25 protein-coding genes are annotated in these 26389 nt (G+C 74.8%); 12 read left to right on the top strand and 13 right to left on the bottom strand.

All coding sequences use genetic code 11. From position 1 onward, the window contains the following. Positions 1-17 precede the first annotated feature (17 nt). Positions 18-794 (bottom strand): lysostaphin resistance A-like protein, encoded by a 777-nt coding sequence (locus tag ACFCZN_RS09950; RefSeq protein ID WP_430556668.1) that lies wholly within the window; start codon positions 792-794, stop codon positions 18-20. Between the two features lie 220 nt (positions 795-1014). Between ACFCZN_RS09950 and ACFCZN_RS09945 the strand changes: the two genes are divergently transcribed. Beyond that, complete coding sequence (locus ACFCZN_RS09945) at positions 1015-1566, top strand: GNAT family N-acetyltransferase (RefSeq protein WP_430556667.1); 552 nt, start codon at positions 1015-1017, stop codon at positions 1564-1566. Positions 1567-1627: 61 nt separating this feature from the next. Here the strand turns inward: ACFCZN_RS09945 and ACFCZN_RS09940 are convergent, their stop codons facing one another. Then, the gene (locus ACFCZN_RS09940; protein WP_430556666.1) at positions 1628-1963 is read right to left on the bottom strand and encodes a DUF6221 family protein; all 336 of its coding nucleotides are present in this window, start codon (positions 1961-1963) and stop codon (positions 1628-1630) included. 86 nt (positions 1964-2049) lie between these two features. Between ACFCZN_RS09940 and ACFCZN_RS09935 the strand changes: the two genes are divergently transcribed. The 5 genes from ACFCZN_RS09935 (at position 2050) to ACFCZN_RS09915 (ending at position 5682) form a co-directional block, all read left to right on the top strand. Next, complete coding sequence (locus tag ACFCZN_RS09935; RefSeq protein ID WP_430556665.1) at positions 2050-2631, top strand: hypothetical protein; 582 nt, start codon at positions 2050-2052, stop codon at positions 2629-2631. A 79-nt stretch (positions 2632-2710) separates the two neighbouring features. Then, on the top strand, positions 2711-3718 hold the full coding sequence (locus tag ACFCZN_RS09930) for an acyl-CoA desaturase (protein WP_430556664.1): 1008 nt from the start codon (positions 2711-2713) through the stop codon (positions 3716-3718). A gap of 103 nt (positions 3719-3821) precedes the next feature. Further along, on the top strand, positions 3822-4196 hold the full coding sequence (locus tag ACFCZN_RS09925; protein WP_429764221.1) for a LapA family protein: 375 nt from the start codon (positions 3822-3824) through the stop codon (positions 4194-4196). A 28-nt stretch (positions 4197-4224) separates the two neighbouring features. Continuing rightward, positions 4225-4446 carry a hypothetical protein gene (locus tag ACFCZN_RS09920; RefSeq protein ID WP_430556663.1) on the top strand — a complete coding sequence of 74 codons (222 nt, stop codon included), beginning with the start codon at positions 4225-4227 and terminating at the stop codon, positions 4444-4446. Between the two features lie 138 nt (positions 4447-4584). Continuing rightward, entirely contained in the window at positions 4585-5682 is a 1098-nt protein-coding gene (locus ACFCZN_RS09915) for a fatty acid desaturase family protein (protein WP_430556662.1), read from the top strand. 43 nt (positions 5683-5725) lie between these two features. Here the strand turns inward: ACFCZN_RS09915 and ACFCZN_RS09910 are convergent, their stop codons facing one another. From ACFCZN_RS09910 to ACFCZN_RS09900, 3 genes are read right to left on the bottom strand one after another with little or no spacing between them, the layout of a single operon-like run. Continuing rightward, entirely contained in the window at positions 5726-7399 is a 1674-nt protein-coding gene (locus ACFCZN_RS09910; RefSeq protein ID WP_430556661.1) for a CotH kinase family protein, read from the bottom strand. Between the two features lie 18 nt (positions 7400-7417). Next, the gene (locus ACFCZN_RS09905; RefSeq protein WP_430556660.1) at positions 7418-8089 is read right to left on the bottom strand and encodes a DUF4956 domain-containing protein; all 672 of its coding nucleotides are present in this window, start codon (positions 8087-8089) and stop codon (positions 7418-7420) included. Continuing rightward, positions 8086-9033, bottom strand: a complete 948-nt coding sequence (locus ACFCZN_RS09900) for a polyphosphate polymerase domain-containing protein (RefSeq protein ID WP_430556659.1) — start codon at positions 9031-9033, stop codon at positions 8086-8088. The genes ACFCZN_RS09905 and ACFCZN_RS09900 overlap by 4 nt, the downstream gene beginning before the upstream one ends. Before the next feature lie 193 nt (positions 9034-9226). Here ACFCZN_RS09900 and ACFCZN_RS09895 point away from each other — a divergent pair, with 193 nt between their 5' ends. Beyond that, positions 9227-10015 carry a response regulator transcription factor gene (locus tag ACFCZN_RS09895; RefSeq protein WP_430556658.1) on the top strand — a complete coding sequence of 263 codons (789 nt, stop codon included), beginning with the start codon at positions 9227-9229 and terminating at the stop codon, positions 10013-10015. Between the two features lie 49 nt (positions 10016-10064). After that, on the top strand, positions 10065-11633 hold the full coding sequence (locus ACFCZN_RS09890) for a sensor histidine kinase (RefSeq protein ID WP_430556657.1): 1569 nt from the start codon (positions 10065-10067) through the stop codon (positions 11631-11633). Here ACFCZN_RS09890 and ACFCZN_RS09885 read toward each other — a convergent pair. From ACFCZN_RS09885 to ACFCZN_RS09855, 7 genes are all read right to left on the bottom strand, one after another. Next, a complete protein-coding gene (locus tag ACFCZN_RS09885; RefSeq protein ID WP_430556656.1) occupies positions 11625-13772 on the bottom strand; it encodes a biotin/lipoyl-binding protein in 2148 nt (715 codons plus the stop codon). The two genes, ACFCZN_RS09890 and ACFCZN_RS09885, sit on opposite strands and share 9 nt — an antisense overlap. Beyond that, the gene (locus ACFCZN_RS09880) at positions 13765-14733 is read right to left on the bottom strand and encodes a DUF5666 domain-containing protein (protein WP_430556655.1); all 969 of its coding nucleotides are present in this window, start codon (positions 14731-14733) and stop codon (positions 13765-13767) included. The genes ACFCZN_RS09885 and ACFCZN_RS09880 overlap by 8 nt, the downstream gene beginning before the upstream one ends. A 66-nt stretch (positions 14734-14799) precedes the next feature. Next, entirely contained in the window at positions 14800-16017 is a 1218-nt protein-coding gene (locus ACFCZN_RS09875) for an ABC transporter permease (protein ID WP_430556654.1), read from the bottom strand. Then, the gene (locus ACFCZN_RS09870; protein ID WP_430556653.1) at positions 16014-16769 is read right to left on the bottom strand and encodes an ABC transporter ATP-binding protein; all 756 of its coding nucleotides are present in this window, start codon (positions 16767-16769) and stop codon (positions 16014-16016) included. The genes ACFCZN_RS09875 and ACFCZN_RS09870 overlap by 4 nt, the downstream gene beginning before the upstream one ends. Continuing rightward, positions 16766-18235 carry an efflux RND transporter periplasmic adaptor subunit gene (locus ACFCZN_RS09865; protein WP_430556652.1) on the bottom strand — a complete coding sequence of 490 codons (1470 nt, stop codon included), beginning with the start codon at positions 18233-18235 and terminating at the stop codon, positions 16766-16768. The genes ACFCZN_RS09870 and ACFCZN_RS09865 overlap by 4 nt, the downstream gene beginning before the upstream one ends. A gap of 136 nt (positions 18236-18371) precedes the next feature. Next, a complete protein-coding gene (locus tag ACFCZN_RS09860) occupies positions 18372-20114 on the bottom strand; it encodes a protein kinase (RefSeq protein ID WP_430556651.1) in 1743 nt (580 codons plus the stop codon). Between the two features lie 134 nt (positions 20115-20248). Continuing rightward, entirely contained in the window at positions 20249-21670 is a 1422-nt protein-coding gene (locus ACFCZN_RS09855; RefSeq protein ID WP_430556650.1) for a dihydrolipoyl dehydrogenase family protein, read from the bottom strand. Positions 21671-21809: 139 nt separating this feature from the next. On the opposite strand from ACFCZN_RS09855, the gene ACFCZN_RS09850 reads away from it, so the two are divergent. The 4 genes from ACFCZN_RS09850 to ACFCZN_RS09835 are packed head-to-tail and all read left to right on the top strand — an operon-like array spanning position 21810 to position 26023. Beyond that, a complete protein-coding gene (locus ACFCZN_RS09850; RefSeq protein WP_430556649.1) occupies positions 21810-23558 on the top strand; it encodes a bifunctional 3'-5' exonuclease/DNA polymerase in 1749 nt (582 codons plus the stop codon). Positions 23559-23584: 26 nt separating this feature from the next. Then, positions 23585-24556: a Nif3-like dinuclear metal center hexameric protein gene (locus tag ACFCZN_RS09845; RefSeq protein ID WP_430556648.1), complete on the top strand. Its 972-nt coding sequence runs from the start codon at positions 23585-23587 to the stop codon at positions 24554-24556. Positions 24557-24578: 22 nt separating this feature from the next. Then, on the top strand, positions 24579-25328 hold the full coding sequence (locus tag ACFCZN_RS09840) for a zinc ribbon domain-containing protein (protein WP_430556647.1): 750 nt from the start codon (positions 24579-24581) through the stop codon (positions 25326-25328). Beyond that, positions 25328-26023, top strand: a complete 696-nt coding sequence (locus ACFCZN_RS09835) for a histidine phosphatase family protein (protein WP_430556646.1) — start codon at positions 25328-25330, stop codon at positions 26021-26023. Before ACFCZN_RS09840 ends, ACFCZN_RS09835 begins: the two co-directional genes overlap by 1 nt. A 5-nt stretch (positions 26024-26028) precedes the next feature. On the opposite strand, the gene ACFCZN_RS09830 is transcribed toward ACFCZN_RS09835, so the two are convergent. Next, positions 26029-26367 carry a TfoX/Sxy family protein gene (locus tag ACFCZN_RS09830; RefSeq protein WP_430556645.1) on the bottom strand — a complete coding sequence of 113 codons (339 nt, stop codon included), beginning with the start codon at positions 26365-26367 and terminating at the stop codon, positions 26029-26031. Between the last annotated feature and the right edge of the window lie 22 nt (positions 26368-26389).

The raw sequence follows: 26389 nt of genomic DNA, 5'->3' as shown, positions 1-26389 counted from the left end.
CTGTTCATCTCCCGGGTTCAGGCCTTCGCCGCTGCGGGATCGGGTGCCCGGTCTCCGACGGCTTCGTGAGCGTCGCGGGCGGCGAACCAGAAGAAGATCAGTGCCAGCACGCCGGCCACGATCGCCAGCACCGCCAGCGGGCTCGACCCGCCGGCCTGCTCGAGGCTGAACACCGAGAAGTCCCACGCGCCGTGCAGGACCATGGCCCCGATCAGGGAACCGATCACCCGGCGCAGGATGTAGAACGTCAGCCCGTGCAGGAACGCCTGGCCGATCTGGGGCACGGTGGCGGCGACCGACTGCCCGAGGAAGATGTTGATCCCGTGCATCAGGCCGAAGCACAGGCTCGAGATCAGGACGGCCCAGACCTCGGCGACGCTGCCGCGCAGTCCCACGAGCAGCACGCCGCGGGTGGTCAGCTCCTCGGTGAACCCGACGAAGACTCCCAGCGCCAGGGCGGCGAGCACGAAGTCCAGGCTCACCGCCGACCACGTCGTGCCCGCGAGGTTGCCGATCACGGCCACCGCGAGCAGTCCCGGCGCGATGACCGTCCACTTCGCCTTCGTGGTGCGGCGCTCGTGCAGCGCGGGCCGCCACCAGCCCAGCCACGTCGTGACCACGGCAAGGACCGCGGCCCCGACGACCAGCGACACGACGGCACCGCGCCACAGGTTCGACGGCGAGTCACCGAAGTCGGTGTAGGGGACGCCGCTGGACTTCTGCAGCACGACCACCACCACGCCGTACAGGACCCACACGGCCAGACCCACCCATGCCCGAGGACGTACGCGCATCCCGACTCCCTCTGCTCGACAGCCACACATCGGTCCAGAACCGGGCCAAGCCTCGCAGGCATTCGCGGAGACCGCGCGGCGTCGCAACGCCCGACCCGGTCGAATGGCTCCGGCACGCCGGGGCACACCAGAGCCGCCACCGAACTCGGGCGGGACACGTCCGGACCCCGACAGCCCGCGGTTCCGGGCGGTGGGACGCGCCGTGGCAGACTCGCGCACCGTGACGTCGAACACCCGCATCTGCCGGGCTGCCCTGACCAGCGACCTCGAGAGCCTCGCCATGGTGGAGCTCCGGTCGTGGACTGCGGCGTTCCAGGACGTGCTCGATCCCGCCGAGCTCGCCGGGCTCCGGCTGGAGACTCTGCGCGAGAGGTGGGTGGACCGGCTCGGCGAGCGCGACGGAGATCGCGCGAACACCTTGTGCCTGGTCGAGGACGGCGAGGGCGACAAGAACGACATCCTCGGCTACGTCCGGTGGTACCCGAGCGAGGACCTCGATCTCGACCCGGCGCAGGTGGCGGAGATCGGAGCTCTGTACACGGTCCCGTCGAGCTGGCGCAGCGGCGCCGGCACGTCGCTCCTGCGTGCGGCCGTCGACGCCGCCACTGCGGGGGGATATCTCCATGCGGCGTTGTGGGTGCTCGAGGACAACGCGCGTGCGCGCGCCTTCTACGAGCGGCAGGGGTGGGAGCACGACGGCGTCCACGACACGGTCCGTTCGGGGCCCAGGCTCGTGCGACGCCTGCGCTACTGGCGAGGACTGGCCGCCTGACGGGCCGGAGCGGGCCGCACGTCGAGCTGCCCGCTCCCGTCCCGTGCGCCGTCGGCGCTCGCTAGAGCCGCCAGGCCTCGCGGTAGTCGGCGTGGTCGGCGTAGGGGAGCGCGAGGGCCCGGAGCATGCGCTCGCCCACGAACTCGATGCCGCTGACCTCCCGTGCGTCGACGTCCCGGTCGAGGTCCTTGTCCATGTCGAGGCCGGTCGCCTCGTAGGCAAGATGGACGAGCTGGCGCTTGGCCTTGACCTCTGCCTGCAGCCGCGCCGGAGTGAACGCCCGATCGAGCTCGCTCGACGATGTCGCGTCGGGACCTTCGCGCCGTCGGAGCGCGGCGGCCGTCGCCCTCGCCTCGTCCTCGTCCAGCCGTGCGGTCAGGAACTCGGTCAGGGTCACAGGGGCAGCATACGGCGGAGCCGCGGCGACGAGCTTCTCGGCACGGGGTGGCCCGAGCGGCCTCCGAGGGGGCGTACCGTGAAGAGGTGGGTGATCGACGGATCGGCCCGCACGAGGCCGATCACGACGGCTCGCCGACGGAGGTTCGGTCCTCCGGCACCGACGAGATGGCGTCCGAGGCGCGCTGGGACGACGACGGCGGCTACGAGCCCGACGACACCGACCGCGACGCAGCCACAGCTCCCGGGGCCGACACGCCCGCGGGCGGTCTCTTCCTGCGCGGCATCCTCGACTCCGCCCTCCCGCACGAGCTCGGCACGGACGCCGAGCCGGAGCGCTACACGGTCGCCGCGATCTTCTCGCGCCAGGTCGCCCCGGAGGAACGCGCGCTGATCGAGGGGCCGGACGCCCGGTCCACGCTGGCGGCGCGCGGGTACCCGGGGGTGGGGCTCAAGGTCGCGGACCGCCGCCTGGAGATCTCGGGGACGAACCTGGCGACGCTCGCGAGCGGTCTCGCCTCCCAGGTCGCGGCGCTCCTCCGGGACGTGGAGGAGCAGGTCGTGACGGCCCGTGAACGGCGCGACGACGAGCGGGTGCGGTGGAGCGAGGCGGAAGCGGTGCGCGCCGCCCGGGTGAAGGCTGAGGCAGACCGTGTCCGTTTCGAGTGACCTTCCGACCCCCGCGCCGGCCCCTGCACCCCACGGCGTCCGTCGCCCCGCGAGGCGCGTCACGAGGGACTACGCCGCCTTGGCCAAGGTCGTGCGGGACTCCGGCCTCCACAGCCGCCGCTACGCCTACTACTGGTCGCGGCTGGTCGTGACGGTCGTCGCGTTCGCCCTGGTGTGGGCCGGGGTGGTGCTGCTGGGCGACACCTGGTGGCAGCTCGTGCTCGCCGCGGCCCTGGCGGTCGTCCTGGCACAGCTGGCGTTCCTCGGGCACGACAGCTCGCACCGGCAGATCTTCCGCTCGCGGGCCTGGAACGACTGGACCGGCCGCGTGCTGGCGAACGCGTTCGTGGGGCTGAGTCACGTGTGGTGGACCGCGAAGCACAACGCGCACCACGGGGCGCCGAACCGCGAGGGGCACGACCCGGACATCTCACCCGGGGTCATCGCGTTCACGCCGGCGGTCCTCGCGAGCCGGCACGGGTGGCGCCGGTGGTTCGCCCGCAGGCAGGGCTGGTTCTTCTTCCCGCTGCTGGCGCTCGAGGGACTCAACCTGCACGTGGCGAGCGTGCGCACGGTGCTGGGCCGTGGTCCGGTCGTCCACCGCGGCGTCGAGGTCCCGGTCCTGCTGACCCGCCTGGTCCTGAACGTCGCCGTCCTCGCGCTCCTGCTGCCGCCCGCGATGGCGGGCGCCTTCCTCGCCGTCCAGCTCGGCCTGTTCGGCGTCCTCCTGGGCGGGGCCTTCGCGCCCAACCACAAGGGGATGCCGATCGTCCCGGCGGACGCGGAGGTCGACTTCCTGCGTCGGCAGGTGCTGATGTCCCGCAACATCCGGGGGAACGTCGTCGTCGACTTCTTCATGGGCGGCCTCAACCGGCAGATCGAGCACCACCTGTTCCCGGGCATGCCGCGGCCGAACCTCCGGCGCGTGCAGCCGCTCGTGCGGGAGTACTGCTCCACCCTCGGGGTCACGTACACCGAGGTCGGCTTCTTCGTCTCCTACCGGATCGTCGTCGGTTACCTCAACGACGTCGACCACAGGGCGCGCGACCCGTTCGAGTGCCCCCTGGCGGCGCAGCTCGGGCGGTAGCGGACTTTCGCCCGAACGGGGCGAATGGCGCGTACAGTCGAGGTATCCGGGACGACCGTCCCCCAGCTGAGGTACGTGGGTCCGGAGAAGCGAGGAGGCCGTCATGGCCACCACCCCGACCCCCACCCCGCCGCTCGCCTCCGCGACCAACGGCAACCCCAGCAGGAAGGTGACCGGCACGACCCGGGCTCCCCGAGTCACCCGCACGAGCAGCGGCGAGCTCCCCGGGAGGGCTCCGCGCAGCCGCGCCGGAGCCGTCTGGGTCGGTATCTGCGTCGCGGCCCTGCTGCTGGTCGCACTGATCGTCTTCATGCTGCAGAACACCCAGCTGGTCCTGGTCTCCTTCCTGGGCATGCAGGGCACCGTCCCGCTCGCCGTCGCCCTCCTCATCGCGGGTGTCGGCGTCGGCATCATCGCCCTGATCATCGGCACCGTCCGCATCACCCAGCTGCGTCGTCGCCTGCACCGCGGCGCATGACCCGCCGCGCCGTGGAGGGAGGCGCACCGTGACCCACGACGCCCTGACCTCCAGGCCGGGCCGACGCCACGACCTGCTCGGCGAGCTCGCGGCCGCGCAATGGGCCGTGGAGGACGTGGTCTCCGTCGTCGACGGGGGCCTGGCGATCGACCTCTCGCGCTACCTGACGGCGAGGGCGCGGCTCGACGCCGCGGTCACGGCCTGGAACCGGCGGGTCGGCGCGGGCGCGTCGACCGTCGAGGCGCATTGACCGTGCCGGACGGGAGCACGCTCGGGGGACAGCCCCCTTGTCCTGAGCCGCTGACCCCGTAGGCTCGAGACATCCGCACGATCGAGTGACCGCTCACCCCACGGCTGGGAAGTCGACCTCGATCTCTGCGAGGACCAGATGACCACAGCCACCGTCGTCGACGGCTCGGCGGCAGCCGCCCGACTCTCCGGCGCCCCTCACACCAGCTCCTACAGCGCGTTGTCCCGCACCGTGCGGGAGGCCGGGCTGCTGCGGCGCGCGTACGGCTACTACCTGTGGACGGGTGGGCTGCTCGTCCTGGCGCTCGGGGCCGCGGCCAGCGGGTTCGTGCTGCTCGGCGACTCGTGGCTCCAGCTGCTCGTCGCCGGCGCGCTCGGGCTGATCCTCACGCAGTTCGCGTTCCTCGCGCACGAGGCCGCGCACCGGCAGGTCTTCGCGACCGGGCCCGTCAACGACCGGGTCGGTCGCGTCGTGGCGAACGTCGTCGTCGGCATCAGCTACTCGTGGTGGATGTCGAAGCACACCCGCCACCACGCGAACCCGAACCACGTGGGCAAGGACCCGGACGTCGCGAACGACACGATCGTGTTCACCGAGGAGGGCGCCCGCGAGCACCGCGGCCTGCTCGCGCTGATCACGCGCTACCAGGGCTGGCTGTTCTTCCCCCTCCTCACCCTCGAGGGCCTCAACCTGCACCTGACGTCGGTGCGCTCGCTCCTGCACGGCACCGACGCCGACCGGGGCGCTCGCGTGCGCGAGCTCGTGACCATCGGCCTGCGGCTGGTCCTCGCCAGGGCGGTCGTGTTCTGGTGGCTGCCGTTCGGCATGGCGTCCGCCTTCCTCGGCGTCCAGCTCGCCGTGTTCGGCGTGTACATGGGGGCGTCGTTCGCGCCCAACCACAAGGGCATGCCGATGGTCCCCGAGGGCAGCCGCCTCGACTTCCTGTCCAAGCAGGTGCTCACCTCACGGAACATCCGCGGCGGTGCCTGGACGAGCGCCCTCATGGGCGGCCTCAACCACCAGGTCGAGCACCACCTGTTCCCGAGCATGCCCCGCCCGCACCTGGCCCGCGCCCGTCTCCTGGTGCGCGAGCACTGCGCCGCGAACGGCCTCCCGTACACCGAGACCGGCCTCGTGCGGTCGTACGCCATCGTCGTCGGCTATCTCAACCGCGTCGGCCTGGCCGCCCGCGACCCGTTCGACTGCCCCCTGCGGCAGAGCATGCGGGGCTACTGAGGCCGGTGGGCGGGGGCGGCCGCGCGCCGCCCCCGCCCACCGGTCACCCGCCTGAGGCGCCGTCCGCGGCACCCGCGTCGTCCGCACCGTCGTCGCGCGCGAGCCTCGCACGGACAGACTGCGTGTCCGCGTCGATCGTCGCCCGGTCGACGCCCTCGGTGGCGGGCACGCGGGCCGCCACCTCGTCGACCAGCTCCGCGGCCTTCCCGCTGTCGATCCACTCGGCGGTCAGGTCGTCGACGGCGGCGTCGGTCTTCGCGGAGAAGTCGGCGTTCTCCTCGAACCGGGTGACGAGCGCGTTCTGGCTCATCATCCCGCCCATGCCGCCGCCACCCCCTCCTCCGGGGCCGCCCTCCATGCCGTCGGGCGGGCCCTGGGCGCCGGTGCCGTCGGGTGCCGCTCCACCACCGGCGTCGGCACCGGCCTCGTCGCCGCCCTGGCCGCGACCGCCTGGCATCGTGCCGCCGCCGGCGCCACCGGGACCGGTCATCCCACCCAGGGCGAGGTTGAGGTCCCACGACACGACGCTGATGAGGCCGGTGTCGAGGTCGTAGTAGAGGTAGGCGTTCTTGCCGGGCCCGGAGATGGTGTCGAAGTTGTCGAGCACCTCCTGCGTGCCGAGGTACGTGGCGAAGGACTCGACGTCGACCCACTGGTCGAGCTCGTCCGCGAACTCCTCGTCCGACGCGCCGTCGAGCCACCTGAGGAACGACACGATCGGTTGCAGGTCCTGGCTCCCGACGAGGTTGACCTGCTTGAAGTCGTCCGTGTACTCGGTCTGGTCGTTCCCCTGGTACTCGAACGAGCTCGTGGACAGCAGCTTGTAGAGCACCCCGTCGCCCTTCAGCCCGTCGGCGTACTGCGGGTCCGGGTTCTCGACGACGAGCCGGGTCGTGGTCGGCCGGTCGTTCACGGTGTAGGTGGTGAACGAGTAGTCCTGGGTGGGCTGCCCGGACTGCTTGGTGAGCTCGAGCGAGACAGCCTCGTTGAGCGAGGAGGTGCTCGACGCGCTCGCGGGACGGAGCGACAGCTCGGTCCTGCCCTGGTACGCGCGGCCGGGCTCGTTCTCGTCGAAGCTCACCAGCAGCGGCAGGTTCTCCGGCTCGTCGGTGGTCAGCGAGACCCCCGTGCCGGCGAACCCGCCGCCGTCACCGCCGCCGGGCATGCCGCCCTCCGGCATCTCGCCGCCTTCGGGCAGCTCCATGCCCTCGGGCGGCTCCATACCTTCGGGAGGCTGCGGCATGCCGCCGCCCTCGCCCCCCTCGCCGCCCATGCCTCCGCCGATGCCGCCCGGGGCGCGCTCGCCCTCGGTGTCGGACCCCTCGCGGTCGTCGACCAGCGACGACAGCGTGGAGTTGCCCTTGAGGCGCACGGCGACGTCCTGGATCGTGGTGCCGTCGATGGTGATGTCGGCGGACATCCACTCCTTCTCGCCGTCGGCGAAATAGGCGTCGAGCATCTCGTCGTAGCGCTCCTGCGTGTACGACAGCGAGATCTCGTGGTCCACGGAGTCGTCGAAGAGGTCGACCGTCCCCGTGACGTCCTGCGTGATGCGTTCCTCGTCGCTCACGGCGGCCGAGCTCGTGGAGTAGGGGCGGATCGTGATGTCACCGAAGAAGGTCAGGGCGACGGCCACCCCGACGACCCCCGCGGTGAGGGGCTTCCAGTGCTGACGCAACCGGATCGGGAGGCGCTTGCGAAGGCTTGCGAGGCTCATGGTCGGTGGGTCACCCGCTCACATGTCGGACTGGTCGTACCCGGTCAGGACCGTGACCTTCTGGCCGGAGTTGATCGCACCGAGCTCCTCGATGACCTCGGCGGTCGTGATGCCGCCCTTGAGGCGCACGGAGTAGAACAGCTCGGTCAGGGCGCCGCCGCGCACGGTCTCGACGCTCACCAGCTCGAACTCCTGCGTCAGCCGGACCAGCACGTCGGCGACGTCCTGCTGGTACCGCGGCTCGGGTGGCACCTGGACCTTGACCACCTGCCGCTGGATGTCGAGCTTGAACCAGTCGAAGCGCTGCATGAGGAAGACGACGAGCAGGATGATCGCGGTCGCCGCGGCGGCCAGCAGGTAGAAGCGCGTGCCGACGGCCATGCCGATCGCCATCACGAGGAAGATGAACCCGACGTCGCGGGTCTCCTTGATCGCGTTGCGGAACCGGATCACGGACAGGGCGCCGACGAGGGCGAACGCGCGGGCGATGTTCGACCCGACGACCAGCATGATCACGGCGACGACCATGCCGATGATGACGAGGGTCTGGACGTAGGACTGGCTGTAGGAGATGTTCCGGTGCGTCCGCTTGTACACCCAGCCGATGGCCGAGGACAGGACGAAGGACAGCACCAGCGTCATCGCGACGTCGAAGACGGAGAAGGTTCCGCTCAGATCTTGCAGGTTCATCGGACGAGGACACTCTTTCGGTTGGGGGCGTCTGCGACGCCGGTCGGGGTGGTGGTTTCGGTGGCGGGGTCGCCGAGGACGGCGTCGAGCTCGTCCGGGGCGTGCATGGTCGAGCGCGGCACGAGGCCGAAGGCCTGCACGCTCTGGCAGTACTTGGAGATCCGCACGACGTCGAGGCTCATCCGCGCGGTGAGGTCGGTGACCCACGCGGGAACGCGCTCGTTGGCCTTGACCTCGAGCACGGACAGGCGGGCGGGCAGCACGAGCCGGTTGGGGGCCTCGGACGCGAGGTGGAAGTCGCGGTCCCGCCCGCGCAGGCGGTGGTCGAGGGTGACGCGCAGGCCGAGGTCGGCCTCCCGGCCCACCCACGCCTCGCGGTGGTACCCGGTGGTCACCGTCGGGCGCAGGTCGAGCTCGCCGACGAGCGTGGCGACCTCCGCGAGGAACGCACGCTCCCGGGCGCCGACCTCGCCCACGGGCTCGTAGCCCTCGGGCGAGCAGAGCCGCAGCGCGTCCCGGTACGGCAGCACGACCCGGCGCTTCTGCGTGACGCGGTTGACGCGCTGCTTGATCTCGACGAAGACCCTCGAGTCCGGCGTCAGGTCGTCGGCCGTGCCGTAGTGCCGCACGCGCAGCTTGCGCCGGAACTTCAGGCCCTCGATCTTCTCCCAGTAGAACTTCAGCCGGTCGGTGTCGTAGTACACGCTGGTGATCGGGTAGCCCCGGTCGCCGGAGTACGCGTCGTCGTCCATGTGCCGGCGCAGCTCGGTGCGGAGCTCCTCGGCCTGGTGCTGCGGCACGAGGTACTTGATCTCGAACCGGTTGAACGCGTGCAGCCGGCTCGCGGTGGCGGTGCGTGCCGAGCTCGCGGACCCTGCCGGGCGGTCCGGCTCGGTGTCGCTCGGCGTCGCACGGGGTTCGGTACGTCGGGACCGACGTCGCACGGGAAGCTCCTCTCGCCGGTGCCGGTGCGTCCGCGGGTGAACCACGGCCGTCCGGCAGGTGAACAATCAGGAGCCTGCAGGCTGGCGGGGCAACTTATGTGCTGGCTGTAATCTGCGGGTTCGCGGGCGAAGACATAGGCGGTTCACAGGTTCGGCACAGGGAGCGCGGGGGTCGGGGCCGCAGGCTGGCGCCATGACGTCGTCCTCCGTGCCCTCCTTCACGACCGTCGGGCGCCCCGACCAGCCGCTCCTCGCCCGACCGGACGGGGCGCCGGTCCGCGCGCTCGTGGTGGACGACGAGCTCAACCTCGCCGAGCTCCTCACGACCGCCCTCCGGCTCGAGGGGATGGACGTCGCCGCCGCGCCCGACGGCGCGTCGGCGCTCCGCCTGGCGCGGGAGACCGTCCCCGACCTCGTCGTGCTCGACGTGATGCTCCCGGACATGGACGGGTTCACGGTGCTGCGACGGCTGCGCGCGCAGGGTGCCCGGATGCCCGTGCTGTTCCTCACCGCGCGCGACGCCGTCGAGGACCGGGTCGCGGGCCTCACGGTGGGCGGCGACGACTACGTGACGAAGCCGTTCAGCCTGGAGGAGGTCGTCGCCCGGGTGCGCGGGCTGCTGCGCCGCGCGGGCGCGGTGACGCGGTCCGAGGACGGGGTGCTCGTCGTCGGCGACCTGGAGCTCGACGAGGACGCCCACGAGGTGCGGCGCGGGGGCGTGGAGCTGCACCTCACGGTGACGGAGTTCGAGCTGCTGCGGTTCTTCATGCGCAACCCGCGCCGGGTGCTGTCGAAGGCCCAGATCCTCGACCGCGTGTGGAACTACGACTTCGGCGGCCAGTCCAGCATCGTCGAGCTGTACGTCTCCTACCTGCGCCGCAAGATCGACAAGGGGCGGGAGCCGATGATCCACACGCTCCGCGGGGTGGGGTACGTGCTCAGGCCGGCGGCGGCCCCGGACGAGGGTGGCGTCCGTGGGTGACCGTCGTGGGCGGGCGGGTCGGAGGCCCGTCACGCTGAGACGGCGCCTCGTGGTCGTGCTCGCCGCGGTGGTCGTCGTCGTGACGGTCGGCCTCGCGACGGTCTCGACGGCGGTGCTGCGCTCCCAGCTCGTCGCGCAGGCCGACCAGCGGCTGGAGCAGGCGAGCCTGCGCCTCGTCGAGGGCCCGGGGCCCCGGCCGCCCGGCGTCGACGGCGCGGACGGTGCGAACGGTGCGGACGGCGCCGATGGCCAGGACGCCGCCCCGCCGCCCGCCCTGACCGACGACCCGTCGGACTTCCCCGCGGGCTTCGGCCCGGGCAGCGCCGTCGTGCGCTCCGTGGACGGCGAGCTGGAGCTCGCCGACCACGTGTCGGACGCGCTGGAGCGCACGACCCTCGACGACGCGCAGGTCGCTGCCCTCCAGGCGGTGCCCGCGGACGGCCGGGCGCACGCCGTCGACGTGCCGCACCTCGGCGCGTTCCGGGCGGTGCACCGGACCGGCGAGGACGGCGAGGACGCGGTCGTCGCCGCCAGCACCGCGACCGTCGCCGCGACCCTGCAGGGCTACGTCCTCGTGCAGGTGGCGCTCGGGGCGGCGGGCCTGGCGGCCGCGGTCGTCGGGGGAGCGTGGCTCGTGCGGCGCTCGCTGCGTCCCCTCGACGACGTCGCCGAGGCCGCGGTCCGGGTGTCCGAGCTCGAGCTCTCCCGGGGCGCGGTCGCCGGCATCCCGCGCGTGCCCGAGAAGCTCACGGACGAGCGGATGGAAGTAGGGCAGGTGGGCGCCGCGCTCAACCGGATGCTCGACCACGTCGAGGTCTCGCTGCAGGTGCGGCACGAGTCGGAGCAGCAGGTACGCCGGTTCGTCGCGGACGCGAGCCACGAGCTGCGCACACCGCTCGCGACCATCCGCGGCTACGCCGAGCTCGTGCGCCGCGCCCCCGACGAGCAGGACGGCGCCACGGCGCGCTCGCTCGACCGGATCGAGTCCGAGGCGGTGCGCATGACCGGCCTCGTGGAGGACCTGCTGCTCCTCGCCCGGCTCGACGCGGGCCGGCCGCTCGACCTGGAGCCGGTCGACGTGGCGTCGCTCGCCGTCGACGCGGTGATGGACGCGCACGCCGCGAGTCCCGCCCACGAGTGGGCGCTGGCGCTGCCGGGCGACGGCGGCGAGGACGGCGGCGTCGCCCGGGACGACGCCGAGCCGGGCGAGGACGCGCTGGTCGTGACCGGCGACGAGGCGAGCCTGCGTCAGGTGCTGGCGAACCTGCTCGCGAACGCCCGCACGCACACGCCCGCGGGGACGCGCGTGGCGGTGCGGCTGGTGGACCGGCCGGACGCCGTCGAGATCGAGGTGGCCGACGACGGGCCGGGCATCACGCCCGACCTGCGGCCGGCGCTGTTCCGCCGCTTCACGAGGGGGGACGCGTCGCGCCACCGGGCCGGGGGCTCGACCGGCCTCGGCCTCGCGATCGCCGACGCGATCGTCACCGCCCACGGTGGCACGATCGCGGTCCGGTCCGCCACGGCCGGCGAACGTCTGCCGGGTGCGACGGGGACGACGTTCACCGTCCGCCTGCCGCGTGGGCGCACGGGGGACGCCGCCCCGCGCTCAGCGTGAGCCACCCGAGGGCGGCTGGAAGCCCTCGGGGAACCCGCCGCCCGGGAAGCCGCTCTGCGGCCCGGTCTGCTCGTCGGAGCCGCCGAGCCCGCCGAGCCCGCCCGATCCCTCCTCGTCGTCGTCCTGCACGAGCTGCTGGTCGAGGTCGGCCAGCACGACCTCGTCGCCGGCGGCGAGCCCGTCGGTGATCTCGGTGCGCTCAGGACCGACGGCGCCGGTCGTGACCGTGACGGTGCGGACGGCGTCTCCGTCGAGCACGCGCACCGTCCGCGCGGAGCCGTCCGCGCTCACGGCCGACGTCGGCACGACGAGCACGTCGTCCACGGTCGCGACCTCGATCGTCGCCGACGCCGAGGCGCCCTCGGGCAGGTCGCCCTCCGCGTCGGCGTCCTTCGAGCCGTCGTCGGACGGGCTGTCGTCCGACGGGTCGAGCGCGATCGTCGCCGCGTACGCAGGGGTCGACGTCTCGGAGGAGTCGAGGATCCCCACGCTGCTCACCGAGCCGGTGTACTCGCCGCCGGTCGCCGGAACCGTCGCGGTGACGGGCTGCCCCACCTCGACCGACCCGACCTCGGCAAGGTCGAGCGTCGTGGACAGGACGTGGCCGCCGCTGCCGAGGATCGTCACGGCCGCGTCGCCCGCGCTGACGCTCGCGCCCCTCGAGGCGTCGACCTGCGCGACCGTGCCGGAGACAGGAGCCGTGAGGGTGCCCGCCGCGGCTGCCGCCTCCGCGATGTCGACCTCGCTCTGCGCGACCGTCACCGCGGCGCGGTCGGCGAGGATGCGCTCGGCCGTGACCGTGCCCGACGTCGCCGCGGCGCCGCCGAGCGCGCCGGTGCCGGACCCGCCGTCCGTGCCCGAGGTACCGCCCGACGGCGCGCCGCCCATGCCTGAGGTGCCGGATCCGCCGGACCCGCTCGGCAGGTCACCCGAGCCGGCGGACCCCGAGGGCGTCGAGCCGTCGTCGGTGCCGCTCGGCGCGTCGCCCTGCGGGGTGTCGCCGGTGCCGGACTCCGCCTCGGGCGCCTGGCCCGCGGGGGTGTCGCCGCCGGTGGCCCCGCCACCGGAGCCGGACGTGTCGGCGTCCTCGAGGGCCTGGACCGCGTCGTCGAGCGCGTCTGCCTTCTCGCCCAGCGTCGTCACGGCGTCCTCCAGGTCGGCCACGAGGTCCGTGAGCGCCTTCTCGGCCTGTCCTGTCGCCTGCTGGGCGGTGTCGGTGGCGACGAGCGCCTCCTGGGCGGAGACGATCGCGTCCACGCAGGCGGCGAAGTCGTCGTCCGTGGCCCCGTCGCCGGCCCCGTCGCCGGCCCCGTCGCCCGCCCCGTCGCCTGCGGCGTCGGTTGCGGCGAGGACGGCCGCGCACGCACTGTCGTCACCCGTCGCCGCGCTGACGGCGTCGCCCGAGGCGCTGAGCGCCGTCGCGCCGTCGAGGAGCGCGTCCTCCACGGACTCGTAGCCGTCGAGCAGCGCGTCCTGGGCCGACTGCACGTCCTCCTGGGCGGCGGCGAGCGCCGCGCGCGCGTCCGTGACCGCCTGCTCGAGGGCGGCGGTGTCGCCGGCGGTGGCGGGGGACGCCGCCGCGCCCGCCGTGACGCGAGACGTCGTGCTCGTCGCGCTGACGAGCTGCACCGTCGCGGTGCCGGTGCCGGTCGAGGTGCCGGTGGCCGCCGAGCTCGGCTGCACGTCGCCCGAGCCGGCCGCGTCGGACGAGGGGGTGGACGTCGTGCTGCCCGACGTGCTGGCGGTCCCGGAGGCCTGCGCCTCCAGGTCGTCGGCGAGCGTCTGCTTCGCGTCCGCGAGCGACCCGGAGGCGTCGTCGACGGCCTCCTGCAGCTCGTCCGCGTCCAGCGTGGCGAGCGTGTCGCCCGCCTCGACCTCGTCGCCCGCGGCCACCTGCACCGACGCGACGGTGCCGGACGCGCCGAACGTCGTGTCCGCGCGGCTCGCCGAAGCGACCGTGGCGCTGACGGCTACGTGCTGCGCGACGTCACCGGTCGTGGCCTCCACCGTGCGGTAGCGGGTGTCGGCGGGCCGCAGCGCGAACGCCGTGCCTCCGGCGCCGAGCACCACCACCACGACGCCCGCCGCGACGAGCCGGCGTCGCGTCGCGCGGCGCCGGCGCACGGCCGCGTCACGCATCGCCGTCACCGCCCGAGCGGCCGGGGAAGCCGCCGCGGCCGCCGAACCCGGTGGAGCAGCCGTCGTCGCCGGGGGAGGAAACGGTGAGGCTCGTCGCGGTCAGCGCGCCGCCGTCGTCCTCCTCGCCCTGCGCCGTGACGCACTGCCCGACGCTGACGTCGTCGGCCGAGCCGCCCTGCTGCACGGTGTAGGCGGTGGCGTCGTCGACGGTGACGGTCTCCTCGGCCGACTCGCCGTCGCGAGAGGTGGTGGTCACCGTGAGGGTGGACCGGTCGAGCGCCGTGACCTTCCCGGTGGTGATGCCGCCGAAGCCGCCCTGTCCGCCCGGACCCCCGGACGGCATGTCGGTCGGCATCCCCGACGGCATGTCGGTCGGCATGTCGGACGGAGCGCCCTCCGGGCGCTCGCCGCCACCGCCGCCGCCGGGGAGGCCGCCCCCGAAGCCGCCGGTGCACTCGCCGTCCACCGGCTCGCTCACCGCGACGGACGACGCCGCGGAGCCCTCGTCGGCGGAGCCCGAGTCGTCGGCCGCGTCGCCCCCGCCGGGCATCCCGCCCGTCGTCGCGACGACGCACGAGCCCACGGTCACGTCGTCGAGCGAGCCGTCGACGGTGACCGTGATCGTGGTGTCGTCCGTCCACGTGACGGCGGTCTGGGAGTCGTCGCCCTGCACCTGGGCCGTCGTGCCGTCGACGGCGGCGACCTCGCCCGAGACGCCGGGGGCGCGGCCGCCGCCGTCGGGCGCTCCCCGCCCCTGCTGCTGGCCCTGCTGCTGGCCCTCGGCCGCGGGAGTGCCGTCGGACGTGGCGGCGTCCGAGGACGAGCACCCGGCGAGCGCGAGCGCGAGGCCGACGACGCCGACCATGCCGAACGAGGCGAGCGCGGCGCGCGGGCGTCGGGCGGGGGCGGGGGCGGCGGTGCGGGCCAGGGGAGTGCGGGAGGGTGCGGGACGGGTGTTCATGGGGTTCTCCGGGACGTGGGGGAAGGGCGCGGCCGGTCGCCGCTCGTGGCTGGTCGCGGGGCACGGCTACTCGCTGCGGAGCGCGTCGATGGGGGCGAGGCGGGCGGCACGGACGGCGGGGTAGACGCCGAACACCAGCCCGATGGCGAGCGCGACGGCGAGCGAGCCGGCCACCGCGACGGGGGACACGACGATCGACGAGCCGAGCACGCCGGGCAGGGTCACGGCGGCGAGGACGCCGAGGCCGGCGCCGACCAGGCCGCCGGTGACGCCGAGGATCGACGCCTCCGTGAGGAACTGCCGCCGGATCGCCCCGGGCGGAGCGCCGAGGGCCTTGCGCAGCCCGATCTCGCGGGTCCGCTCGCTGACGGACACGAGCATGATGTTCATGACGCCGATGCCTCCCACCAGGAGGGACAGGCCCGCCACGCCGGCGAGCAGGACGGTGAGGGTGCGGTAGACGGACGTCGCCGTGGACACGAGCGAGTCCTGCGAGTCGATCGTGAAGTCGGCGGCGTCCGCGCTCGTCGCGCCGTGCAGCGCGAGGAGGAGCGACTGCGCCTCCTGGTACGCGGCGGAGACGGCGTCGGTGTCGGTCGCCTTGAGGTAGATCGTGCTGACCGACGTGTCCGTACCGCCGGTGATGCCGGACGTCATGGCGGTCATCGACACGACGGCCGTGTCGTCGAGGTTGGTCGACGCGCTCGACCCGGCGGCCTCGAGGACGCCGACGACGTCGAACGTCGTCCCGGCGATGCTCACGGTCCGCCCCACGACGCGGGTGGAGCCGAACAGCTCCGTCGCCGTCTCGGGGCCGAGCACGACCTCGTCGGTGGAGCCGGCGTCGACGAATTCTCCCGACGCGAGCTCGCGGGAGCGTACGCCCAGCCAGTCGCCGGTGACGCCGGTGACGGTCGTGGTCCAGTTGGTGTCGCCGGCTTCCACGGACTGCGACGACTCCTTCTCCGCGGTGACCGCGGCGACGTCCGGGACCGCGACGTCCGAGCCGAGGGCCTCGGCGTCCGCCACGGTGAGCGTGGAGGCGGAGCCGAAGCCGCCGCGGACCCCGGAGGAGTCCGTGGACGACCCGGGCGTGACGATGAGCAGGTTCGACCCCAGCGAGCTGATGTCCTCGGACACGTCCTTCTGGGTGCCGAGACCCAGGCCGACCGTGAGGATGACCGCCGCGATGCCGATGAGGATGCCGAGCACGGTCAGCAGCGAGCGCATGGTGTGCGCGCGGATCGCGTGCCACGCGGTGGCGAGGGTCTCCGCCCAGCTCATGGCGCCACCGCCCGGCCGCTCGGGGCGTCGGACGTGATCAGCCCGTCGAGCACCCGCACGACGCGGCGCGAGCGCTCGGCGACCTCGTGCTCGTGCGTGATGAGCACGATGGTGCGGCCGTGGGCGTGCAGCGCGTCGAACAGGTCGAGCACGTCGGCCGTGGAGCGCGAGTCGAGGTTGCCCGTCGGCTCGTCCGCGAGGACCAGCGCGGGCTCGCCCACCAGGGCACGGGCGACCGCGACGCGCTGCTGCTGGCCTCCCGACAGCTGGCCGGGCCGGTTCGCGGTGCGGTCGCCGAGCCCGACGCGCTCCAGCGCCTGCGCGGCCCGAGCGCGCCGCTCCACGGGGGCGACGCCGCGATAGACGAGCGGCAGCTCCACGTTGCGCAGCGCCGACAAGGAGGGCAGCAGGTTGAACTGCTGGAACACGAAGCCGATCTGCTCGTTGCGCACGCTCGCGAGGTCGGTCTCGTCCATGTCGTCCACGTCGTCGCCCGCGATCCGGTAGGTGCCGGCGGTGAGCGTGTCGAGGCAGCCCAGCACGTTCATGAGCGTCGACTTGCCGGAGCCGGACGGGCCCACGATCGCCACGTACTCGCCCCGCTCGATGCGCAGGTCGACGCCGCGCAGGGCCTCGAACTCCAGGTCGCCCGTGCGGTACGTCTTGCGCGCGTCGCGCAGGTCGATGACCGGGCCGGCGGTGGGCGCGGACGCTGCGAGGCCGACGGCGGCTGCCGTGGTCGGCGCGGTCACGAGTTCCCTCCCCGGCCGCCGCCGGGGCCGCCCATCTGCGACGGGTCGAAGCCCTCGGGGAGACCGCCCTGGCCGCCGCCGCGCAGCTGCGACGGGTCGAAGCCCTCGGGCAGGTCGCCCTGTCCGCCGCCCTGGCCGCGCCCGGCGCCGGGGGTGAACGTCGTGTACTGGACGGTGTCGCCCTCGGACAGCCCGGAGGTGATCTCGACGAGCTGGCCGGACGTGTCGCCCGTCTCGACGGCCTGCTCGGTGGTCGAGCCGTCGTCGCCGACGAGCGTGACGGTCGAGGCGCCGTCGTCGCCGGTGCTCACGGCGGCCGCCGGGACGGACAGCACGTCGCTGCGGCGCTCGGTGACGATCGAGACGTCCACGCTCACGCCGTCGTGCAGGTCCTCCGGGTCACCGGTCACCGCGACCGTGACCGGGTAGGCCACCGCGCCCTGCGACGTCGACGGCAGCCGGCCGATCTCGCTCACCGTGCCGAAGACGGTGTCGGTCAGGTCGTCCGAGGTCATCTCGACCTGGTCGCCCTTCGCGATCGACGCGACGTCCGCCTCGCCGACGCTCACGTCGACCGTCCACGCGTCGGTGCCGACGATCGTGAACTCCGCGGTGTCCGCGGTGTCCGAGGACCCCGACGTGCCCGACGACGCGCCGCCGCCGGAGCCGCCCGACGCGCTCGGCACCGACGACCCGCCGCCCTGGTCGGAGGTCGAGCCGCTGCCTGACGACGTGCCGACCGTGTCGCCAACGGCGACGCCGACCGACGTCACGACCCCCGCCGCGGGCGCCTTGAGGGTCGCGTCCGACATCGCGGCGTCGGCGTCGTCGGCCGACTGCTGCGCGACGGCGACCGCGCTCTCGCGCGCCTCGACGGCCGCCTCGGCGGCGTCGGAGCCGTCGTCGGCGTCGCGGGCGTCGGCGAGGTCCGCCTCGGCCTGGGCCAGGTCGGCCTTCGCCTGGGCGAGGGCGGCGTCGAGCTGGAGCGTGTCGATGGTCGCGAGGGTCTGGCCCTTCGTCACCGTGTCGCCCTCGGCGACCTCGACGCTCTGCACCGTGCCGGAGGCCTCGAAGGAGACGTCCTCCTGCACGCTCGGGGTCAGGGTGCCGGTGGTCGTGACGGCCTGCTCGAACGTCGCGGTGCTCGCCTGGGCGGTGGTCGTCTGAGCGGCCGCCGTCGCCGGCTCGGCCGCGCGGGGGCGCAGCACGGTGAACCAGACGACGAGCGCGGCCACCACGACGACGGCGACCGCGCCGACGAGGATCGCGCGGCGTCCGGGGCGTCGCCCGCGCAGCCGCAGGGCGACGCGACCGCGGCGCGTCGCCGGGCCGCCGTTCCCGGGGTCGTCGGGGCTGCCGTCGTCGTGGCCGCCGGCTCCCGACGCGGTCTCGTCGGGCGCGGGCGGGTCGGCGGGGCTTCCCGACGATGGTGGGGTCGCGGACGACCGTGAGCGCTGGAGCAACACCCTCGACTCCCTGGATCGGTGCCGCCGGGCAGGCGACGGGTGATCCGCAGGCTAGGGAGCGCGCCTGGGACGCGTTGAGCGCGTGGCTATGCGGTTCCTGTGAACCATCGCGCCGTGGGCGCCGGGCGTGGGCCGGTCAGGAGGCCGGGGTCGAGCCGGTGCCCCCGGCACTGTCGTCGGGTCCGCCGCTGGGCTCGGGCTCGGCCGGAGGAGTCGTCTCCTCGTCCGTCGGTTCCGGGTCCGGCTCCGTCGGCTCGTCGGTGGGTGTCGGCGACGAGGTGGGTTCGTCGGTCGGCTCGTCCGTCGGTGTGGGCTCGTCCGTCGGCGTCGGGGTCGACGTGGGGGTCTCGGTCGGCGTCGGGGTCTCCGACGGCGTCTCGCTGGGCGTGGGGGTGCTGGTCGGGGTGGGTGTCGACGTCCGTTCGGGGCGCGACGTCGGCTCGGCCGGCGCCTGTGTCGTGGGGGCGGTCGTGCTGCGCGTCGGAGACGGGGTGGACGACGGCGACGGGCTGGGGGTGACCGGCGAGACCGGGCCGCTGCCGTCGGTGTCGCCGAAGAGCCAGAACGCCCCCGCGCCGAGGGCAGCGACCAGGATCGCGGCCAGGACGATCAGGAGGATCCGACGCCGGCGGGACGGCTCGGGCTCCTCGGCCGCGGGCACCCCGCCGACGGGGGTGTCCGCGGGCGGCTCGGGCGGCGGGTCGCCCAGCACCTCGGTCGGCTCGTCGCCGGAGGTCGCGAGGGGCTCCGTCGGCGCACCGTCGTCCGGTGTCAGAGCCTCGGTCGCGTCGACGGCACCGAGCATCCGGGTGCGCTGGAGCTCCGCCTCGGCGCCCGCCGCCGCGGCGGCCGCGAGGCCGGCGGCGCCGATCGCCGCGGTCCGGTGCGGGTCCTCGGCGACGATCTGGCCCATCGTCATGGTCTGGTCGCCGTCGGGGGTCTCCGGCCCTGCCGTGGCGGGCGCGGCCCACGCCGGCGGCGCTCCGCCGAGCAGCGTGGCGACGGTCTGGCCCATCGCGCCCGCGGTCGGGAACCGCCGGGCCGGGCTCTTCGCCATCGCGCGGGCGACGAACCGGTCCACGGCGGACGGCACGGCGGGGCGGCGGGCCGACGGCGCGGGCACGGGCGCCCCGACGTGGGCGAGCAGGACGTCGCCCGGCCGGGCACGCTCGTACGGGGGATGGCCCGTGAGCGCGAAGTAGGCGAGCGCCCCGACCGAGTACAGGTCGCTGCGGCCGTCGAGCGGCCGACCCTGCGCCTGCTCGGGGGACATGTACGACGCCGAGCCGGCGACGCGCTCGCCGTCACCGTCGCCTCCGCCGGGCGCGGTGAGGCCCAGGTCCAGCAGACCGACGGTCATGCTGCCGTCGTCGTGCCGGTCGACCACCACGTTGCGCGGGCCGACGTCGCGGTGCACCAGCCCGGCCTCGTGGACGGCCGCGAGGCCGTCCAGCAGCCCGGCCACCACGGTGAGCGCCTCGGGCCAGGGCATGCCGGTGCCGGCCGCCAGCTCCGACAGGGGAGTGCCTGGCAGGCGTCGCATGAGCAGCCAGGGGACGTTCGCGCCCGCGACCTCGTCCTCCCCGGTGTCGAGGACCTTCGAGACGCCCGGATGGTCCATCAGGTCAGACGCCGCCACCTCGCGGGCGAGGCTGGCGCGCGCCGCCTCGTCGTCGACCAGGTGCGGGTGGAGCACCTTGACGAGGAGCGGGGTCTCGTCGCCCGTCGCGTCGCCCGTCTCGTCGGACTCGCCGGGCAGGCGCGAGGCCTCGTACACGGTGTACGTGCCACCCGTGCCGAGGATGTCCCCCAGCACGTACTTCCCGCCGAGCACGACGTGCCCGCCCGCCGGCTCGTCGGCCGGGTCCTTCGGCGTCATGCCGGGCACCGCGGCGAGTGCGGGGCGTCGAGGCGGAGGCCTGGGCGGGAGGGCATCGGGGCGGCGAACTCGGTCATTTCAGTCATGGGCCATCACAGGATAAGTGGTGGCCACGCGTGCTGCAGTGTGCCCGGTCACGCCTCCTGGAGGTCCGCCAGCGCGCTCTCGATCGCGCGGTGGAACGTGGGGTAGGCGTAGATCAGGTGCCGCAGCTCGCTGACCGGCACCCGCGCCTGCACGGCGAGCGTGAGGACGGCGAGGATCTCGCCGCCGGCCGGTCCGGCGGCCGTCGCGCCGACGAGCACACCGGCGTGCGCGTCCTCGACCAGCTTGATGAGGCCCTCGTTGCCGGGCCCGTGCACGAACCCTCGCGACGACGCCGCGAGGTCGGTGAGGCCGGTGCGCACCGTCAGCCCGGCGTCGCGGGCGGCGGCCTCCGTGAGCCCGACGCCGCCGATCTCCGGGTCGGTGAACGTCACGTGCGGGACGGCGCGGTAGTCGGCCCGCTCGTCGTCGTCGCGGTCTCCGCCGCCCCCGGCCGCGAGGATGTCCGCGGCGGCGATGCGCGCCTGGTACATCGACACGTGCGTGAACGCCCCCTTGCCCGTGACGTCCCCGATGACCCAGACGCCGTCCGCCGCGCGCATCCGGTCGTCGACGGGGATCGTGCGGCCCGAGTCGTCGATGCCGACGGTCGCGACGCCCAGCGCCTTCAGGTCGGTGCGCCGGCCCGCGGCGACCAGCAACCGCTCGGAGACCAGCTGCGTGCCGTCGCCGAGGGTCAGGGTGAACCCGCCGCCGTCGTGCGAGACCGACGAGACCTTCGCGTCCGTACGCACGCCGATGCCCTCGGCGGCGAAGCGGCCGGCGAGGAGCGCGCTCGCCTCGGGCTCGTCGAGCGCCAGCAGGCGTGGGCCCGCCTCGACCACCTCGACGGCCGTGCCGAACCGGGCGAAGACCTGCGCCAGCTCGCAGCCGATGGCGCCGCCGCCCAGCACGGTGAGCGACGCCGGCGCCTCCGTGGCGCGCACGGCGTCGCGGTTGGTCCAGTAGGGGGTGTCGGCCAGGCCGTCGACCGGCGGCACCGCGGGCTCGGTGCCGGGGTTGAGCAGGACGCCGCGCGTCGCGCGGAAGCGGCGCTCGCCGTCCGCGGTCGCCACGGCGACCTCGCCCGAACCCACCAGGCGGCCGCGGCCGCGCACGACGCGGGCGCCCGCCTTCTCCAGGCGCTCGACGGCGGCGGTGTCGTCCCAGTCGGCGGTCGCCTCGTCGCGCACGCGCGCCGCGACGGGCGCCCAGTCCGGCGCGACGTCGACCCGCCCGGCCAGCGTGGCCGCGCGGCGGGCCTCGGCGAGCGCGTCCGACGCGCGCACCATCATCTTCGTCGGGATGCAGCCGAAGTACGGGCACTCGCCGCCGACGAGGCGCGCCTCGACGGCCACGACGTCGAGCCCCGCGCGGGCCAGCCGGCCGGTCGCGTCCTCCCCGCCCGGGCCGGTGCCGATCACCACGACGTCGACGGTCTCGACGCTCTCGACGGGCTGCTCGGTCGTCATGCGATCCTCCTGGGGCGCGGGTGGGCGGCCGGGTGCGCCGACCCCGGCCAGCGCACCATATCGACGGTCTCGTCGCGCGGCGAGCGGCGCGGGTGCGGCGCGTCGATCGTGCGTCGGTGGCGCACGGCAGGATGGCGGCGTGCACGTCGTCCTGACCCGAGAGCCCGGCGGCACGGTCCGCCTGCACGACGGTACGCAGCGCGCCGTGCCCGCCGCGGACCTCCCCGCGCTCGTGGCCGATGCGGAGGGCGGGGTGCACGGCAGTGCGGCCGTGCCGCGCTGGACGTGGGACGACACGAACCGCTGGTACCCCGGCCTGCTGCGGGCGGGCGTCCGCGTGGAGCGGTCGCACGACCTGCGGCTCGTGCACCGCATCCTGCGGCACTCCACGGCCACCGCGGGCTCGGAGCTCTCGGCGGCGGGGGTCGGCGCGTGGGACGCGATGACCCCGACGCCGGCGGGCGCGGCGCCGCCGGTGGGCGCCCGCCGCGTGCCGCAGGGCGAGGCGCTCTTCGACCTCGCGGCGCCGGAGCGGTCCGCCCCGGCCCCGCAGGGCGCCGGGGCGGTCGACCCGGTGGCGGAGCTGCGGCGCCAGGAGGACGCGGTGCGCGGCTCGTCGGCGCCCGGGCGGCTGCGGCTGCTCGCGGCGGGGGAGTCGGCGGGTGCGCTGGTCGGGGCCGAGATGCACCACGCCGGGCTGCCGTGGCGCGCGGACGTGCACGACGCGATCCTCACCGACGCGCTCGGTCCCCGGCCGCCCGAGGGGCAGCGTCCCGCGCGGCTCGAGGAGCTCGCGCGACAGATCCGCACGGCCCTCGACGCTCCGCCGTCGCTCAACCCCGACTCGCACCCTGACCTGCTCAAGGCGATGCAGTACGCCGGCGTCGGGACGCGCAGCCTGCGCAAGTGGGAGCTGGAAAAGCTCGACCACCCCGTCGTCGCTCCGCTGCTGGAGTACAAGAACCTCTACCGCCTGCTCACGGCGAACGGCTGGCACTGGCTCGACGAGTGGGTGACCGACGGCCGGTTCCGCACCGAGTACGTGGTGGGCGGCGTGGTGACCGGCCGCTGGGCGTCCACCGGTGGCGGGGCGCTGCAGCTGCCGAAGGGCGTGCGACGGGCGGTGGTCGCCGACCCGGGCTGGTGCCTCGTCGTGGCGGACGTCGCGCAGCTCGAGCCGCGCGTCCTGGCGGGCATGGCGGGTGACGAGGCCATGGCGACGGCGGGCCGCGCCGGCGACCTCTACGCCGGCATCGTCGCGTCCGGGGCGGTGCCCACCCGGGAGCTGGCCAAGGTGGGCATGCTCGGCGCGATGTACGGGGGCACCACCGGGGCGAGCGCCCAGGTGCTGCCGCGGTTGGGGCGGGAGTACCCGCGGGCGATCGCGCTGGTGGAGGAGGCCGCCCGCACGGGGGAGCGCGGGGGCGTCGTGACGACGTGGCTCGGCCGGTCGTCCCCGGCCCCGGGCTCCGCGTGGGACGAGGCGCAGGCGGGCGCGTTCGCCGACGACGCGGGGGCCGACGCCGCGGCCCGCGCCCGGTCCGCCACCCGGTCGTGGGGGCGGTTCACCCGCAACTTCGTGGTGCAGGGCACCGCGGCGGAGTGGGCGCTGTGCTGGCTCGCGTCGATCCGTCGTCGGCTCTGGGCGCTCGGGGTCGCGGACGGCGCGCGGCCGGGCCTGGCGCCCGCCCCGTTCGCCGACCGCCCGCACCTCGCGTTCTTCCTGCACGACGAGGTGGTGGTGCACGCTCCGCGCGAGCTCGCCGATGTGGTCGCCGCCGAGGTGCGCGCCGCCGCCGAGGAGGCGGGCCGCCTGCTGTTCGGGGACTTCCCGGTCGACTTCCCGCTCACCGTCGCGGCGGTCGATTCCTACGCCGACGCCAAGTGACCGGCCCCGGCTCTAGGGTCGGTGCCATGACCATCGGGACCACAGACACCGCGGCACCGCGCACTCCGGAGAATCCGCCGAGGCTGCACGACGTCGTCGCCGCCCTCGAGGACCTGTACCCGCCGTCGACGGCGGAGGGCTGGGACGCCGTCGGCCTGGTGGTGGGGGACCCCGCGGCGCCGGTGCGCAAGATCCTGTTCGCCGTCGACCCGGTGGCCGCAGTGATCGACGAGGCGGTCGCCTGGGGCGCGGACCTGCTCGTCACGCACCACCCGCTGTTCCTGCGGCCCGTGCACTCGGTCGCGGCGACGACGTTCAAGGGCGACGTGGTGCACCGGCTCCTGCGCGCGGGCTGCGGCCTGTACGTGGCGCACACCAACGCCGACGCCGCCCCGCGCGGCGTCGCGGACGCGCTCGCCGATCTCGTCGGCATCACCGACCGCAGCCCGCTGGTCGTGGGGCCCGACGGCGTCGATGCCGGTGCGGTCCGGGGGATCGGGCGCGTCGGCCGGCTCGCCGAGCCCACGACGCTGGGCGCGTTCGCCGAGCACGTCGCGGCCGTGCTGCCGGCGACGGCGCAGGGCGTGCGCGTCGCCGGCGACCTCGACGCCCCGGTCGCGACCGCCGCCGTGGTGGGCGGCTCCGGGGACTCGCTGTTCGACGCCGTCCGCGCCGCCGCCGTCGACGTGTACGTGACCGCGGACCTGCGCCACCACCCCGCGTCGGAGCTGCGGGAGCGGGCCGACTTCGAGTCCCGGACCTCCACCGGGGCGGCGACGCCGTTCCTCGTGGACGTGGCCCACTTCGCGAGCGAGTGGCCGTGGCTCGCGTACGCCGCCGAGGACGTCGTCGCGCGGCTCGGGGAGCGGGCCGGAGGCGGGACCGGGGACGGTTCCGGAGAAGGTACGGTGACCACGAGGGTGAGCACGATCGGCACCGACCCGTGGACCGCGCGGGTGGCGAGCAGCGTGCGCGCGACCGACCGCCCCACCAGCTGAATCACTGCGAGAGGACCCGCCCGTGGCCACTGCACCCCCCGAGGACCAGCGCCGACTGCTCGAGGTCCAGGCCCTCGACACCCGGCTGCAGCAGCTCGTCCACCAGCGCCGCAACCACCCGGCGCTGGCGACCATCGCGGAGCTCGACGGCCGCATCGGCGACCTGCACACCTCGCTCGTCGACTCGCGCACGGCCGTGGCCGACCTGGAGCGCGAGCTCGCCAAGGCGGAGTCCGACGTCGCCCAGGTGCGCACGCGCGCCGAGCGGGACCAGCAGAAGCTGGACTCCGGCGCCCTGTCGGCGAAGGACTCCCAGGCCCTGGTGAGCGAGCTCGAGTCGCTCGCCCGCCGCCAGTCGGTGCTCGAGGACGCGGAGATCGAGGTCATGGAGCGCCTGGAGGCGCACCAGGGCTCGCTGGCCGAGGTGGAGTCGGCGCACGCCGAGCTCGAGGCGGCGAAGGCGAAGGCGACCGCCGAGCGCGACGAGGCCTGGGCCGAGATCAACGCGACCGGGTCGAAGGTCAAGGCGGAGCGGGAGGCGACCGCGGCCGGGCTCGACGCCGGCCTCCTCGCCCTGTACGACAAGCTGCGCGCCCAGCTCGGCGGCGTCGGCGCCGCGGCGCTGCGCGGGGGCCGGTGCGAGGGCTGCCGCCTCGACCTCAACCCGCGTGACCTCGCCGCCGCCAAGGCGGCGGCGCCCGAGCAGGTCGTGCGCTGCGAGGAGTGCGGCCGCATCCTCGTGCGCCCGGCGGACGACGGCGCCGCGGCCTGATGGCCCGGCCGTCCGGAGCGAGCCCGGCGGCTGGCGCGGACCTGCGCACCGTCGTGCTCGTGCGGCACGGCGTGACCGAGCTGACCGAGGCGCGCGCCTACTCGGGCGGCGGCGTCCCCGGGCCGCCGCTGACCTCGCGGGGCCGTGTGCAGGCGGCGCGCGCCGCGGACGCCGTCTTCCGGCTCGGCAAGGACCTGTGGCCGGACCTGCCGCGCGCCGGCGCCCTCGTCGCCTCGCCCCTGGTGCGCACGCTCGAGACCGCCGCGGCGGTCGGGCGCCGCACCGGCCAGCACGTGCGCCCGGACGACCGGTTCGCCGAGTGCGTGTTCGGCGACTGGGAGGGCCTCACGCCCGACGCGATCGCCGACGGCTGGCCCGACGAGTTCGCCGCCTGGTCGACGACGGGCACCGACCGGGCGCCCGGCGGCGAGTCGTACGCCGACGTGGGCGAGCGGGCGTGGGCCGGGCTGCGCGACGTCGTCGCCGCGACGGAGCCGGGCGCGGCGAGCGTCGTCGTCGCGCACACCGTGACGATCCGCGCCCTGGCCGGGCGGTCGCTCGGCGCGCCGGCGTCGTCGTGGCGGCTGCTGCGCGTGCCGCCGTGCTCGCTGACCGTGCTGCGCTTCGGCCTCGGGGACGACGGCGAGCCCGCGCTCGCGGAGGTCACCACGGCGGGCTTCCCGACCGACGTCTGACGCGGCTAGCGCTTGGGTGGCTTGGGCGGGAGCGCGAGCGCGAGGTCGACGCCGCGGGCCACCCACGCGTGCAGCGCGTCGTCGTCGGAGGTGACCGACGCCGGCGCCCCGACCATGCCGCGCATGACGCGTTCGCCCATGCGCAGCTCGTGCCCGCCGTCCGCCAGCGCGGCGTCGTAGCCGTCCGTGCCGACATGCACCATGAGCTCGTCGCCGCCCACTCCGACGGCCATGTGGGTGTTCACCATGAACGCGACGCCGCCGAACATCCGCCGCTCGACGACGTCGGCGCGCTCGGCGACGGCGTCGCGGACGCGGGCGGCGAGCACCTCGTCGTAGGCCATGCGGCCGGTGTGCGCCGGGTGT

Source organism: Isoptericola sp. NPDC056134 (assembly GCF_042264825.1).
GTDB classification, from domain to species: domain Bacteria; phylum Actinomycetota; class Actinomycetes; order Actinomycetales; family Cellulomonadaceae; genus Isoptericola; species Isoptericola nanjingensis.
This window is presented reverse-complemented; position numbering and strand designations above follow the sequence as displayed.

What these genes read in the sequence shown, in the direction of transcription:
- ACFCZN_RS09860 (WP_430556651.1), bottom strand. Translation starts at nt 20,114, where the DNA reads ATGACGCCGAAGGACCCGGCCGACGAGCCGGCGGGCGGGCACGTCGTG.
- ACFCZN_RS09915 (WP_430556662.1), top strand. Translation starts at nt 4,585, where the DNA reads ATGACCACAGCCACCGTCGTCGACGGCTCGGCGGCAGCCGCCCGACTC.
- ACFCZN_RS09910 (WP_430556661.1), bottom strand. Translation starts at nt 7,399, where the DNA reads ATGAGCCTCGCAAGCCTTCGCAAGCGCCTCCCGATCCGGTTGCGTCAG.
- ACFCZN_RS09835 (WP_430556646.1), top strand. Translation starts at nt 25,328, where the DNA reads ATGGCCCGGCCGTCCGGAGCGAGCCCGGCGGCTGGCGCGGACCTGCGC.
- ACFCZN_RS09885 (WP_430556656.1), bottom strand. Translation starts at nt 13,772, where the DNA reads ATGCGTGACGCGGCCGTGCGCCGGCGCCGCGCGACGCGACGCCGGCTC.
- ACFCZN_RS09880 (WP_430556655.1), bottom strand. Translation starts at nt 14,733, where the DNA reads ATGAACACCCGTCCCGCACCCTCCCGCACTCCCCTGGCCCGCACCGCC.
- ACFCZN_RS09950 (WP_430556668.1), bottom strand. Translation starts at nt 794, where the DNA reads ATGCGCGTACGTCCTCGGGCATGGGTGGGTCTGGCCGTGTGGGTCCTG.
- ACFCZN_RS09845 (WP_430556648.1), top strand. Translation starts at nt 23,585, where the DNA reads ATGACCATCGGGACCACAGACACCGCGGCACCGCGCACTCCGGAGAAT.
- ACFCZN_RS09895 (WP_430556658.1), top strand. Translation starts at nt 9,227, where the DNA reads ATGACGTCGTCCTCCGTGCCCTCCTTCACGACCGTCGGGCGCCCCGAC.
- ACFCZN_RS09855 (WP_430556650.1), bottom strand. Translation starts at nt 21,670, where the DNA reads ATGACGACCGAGCAGCCCGTCGAGAGCGTCGAGACCGTCGACGTCGTG.
- ACFCZN_RS09905 (WP_430556660.1), bottom strand. Translation starts at nt 8,089, where the DNA reads ATGAACCTGCAAGATCTGAGCGGAACCTTCTCCGTCTTCGACGTCGCG.
- ACFCZN_RS09925 (WP_429764221.1), top strand. Translation starts at nt 3,822, where the DNA reads ATGGCCACCACCCCGACCCCCACCCCGCCGCTCGCCTCCGCGACCAAC.
- ACFCZN_RS09830 (WP_430556645.1), bottom strand. Translation starts at nt 26,367, where the DNA reads ATGGCCTACGACGAGGTGCTCGCCGCCCGCGTCCGCGACGCCGTCGCC.
- ACFCZN_RS09875 (WP_430556654.1), bottom strand. Translation starts at nt 16,017, where the DNA reads ATGAGCTGGGCGGAGACCCTCGCCACCGCGTGGCACGCGATCCGCGCG.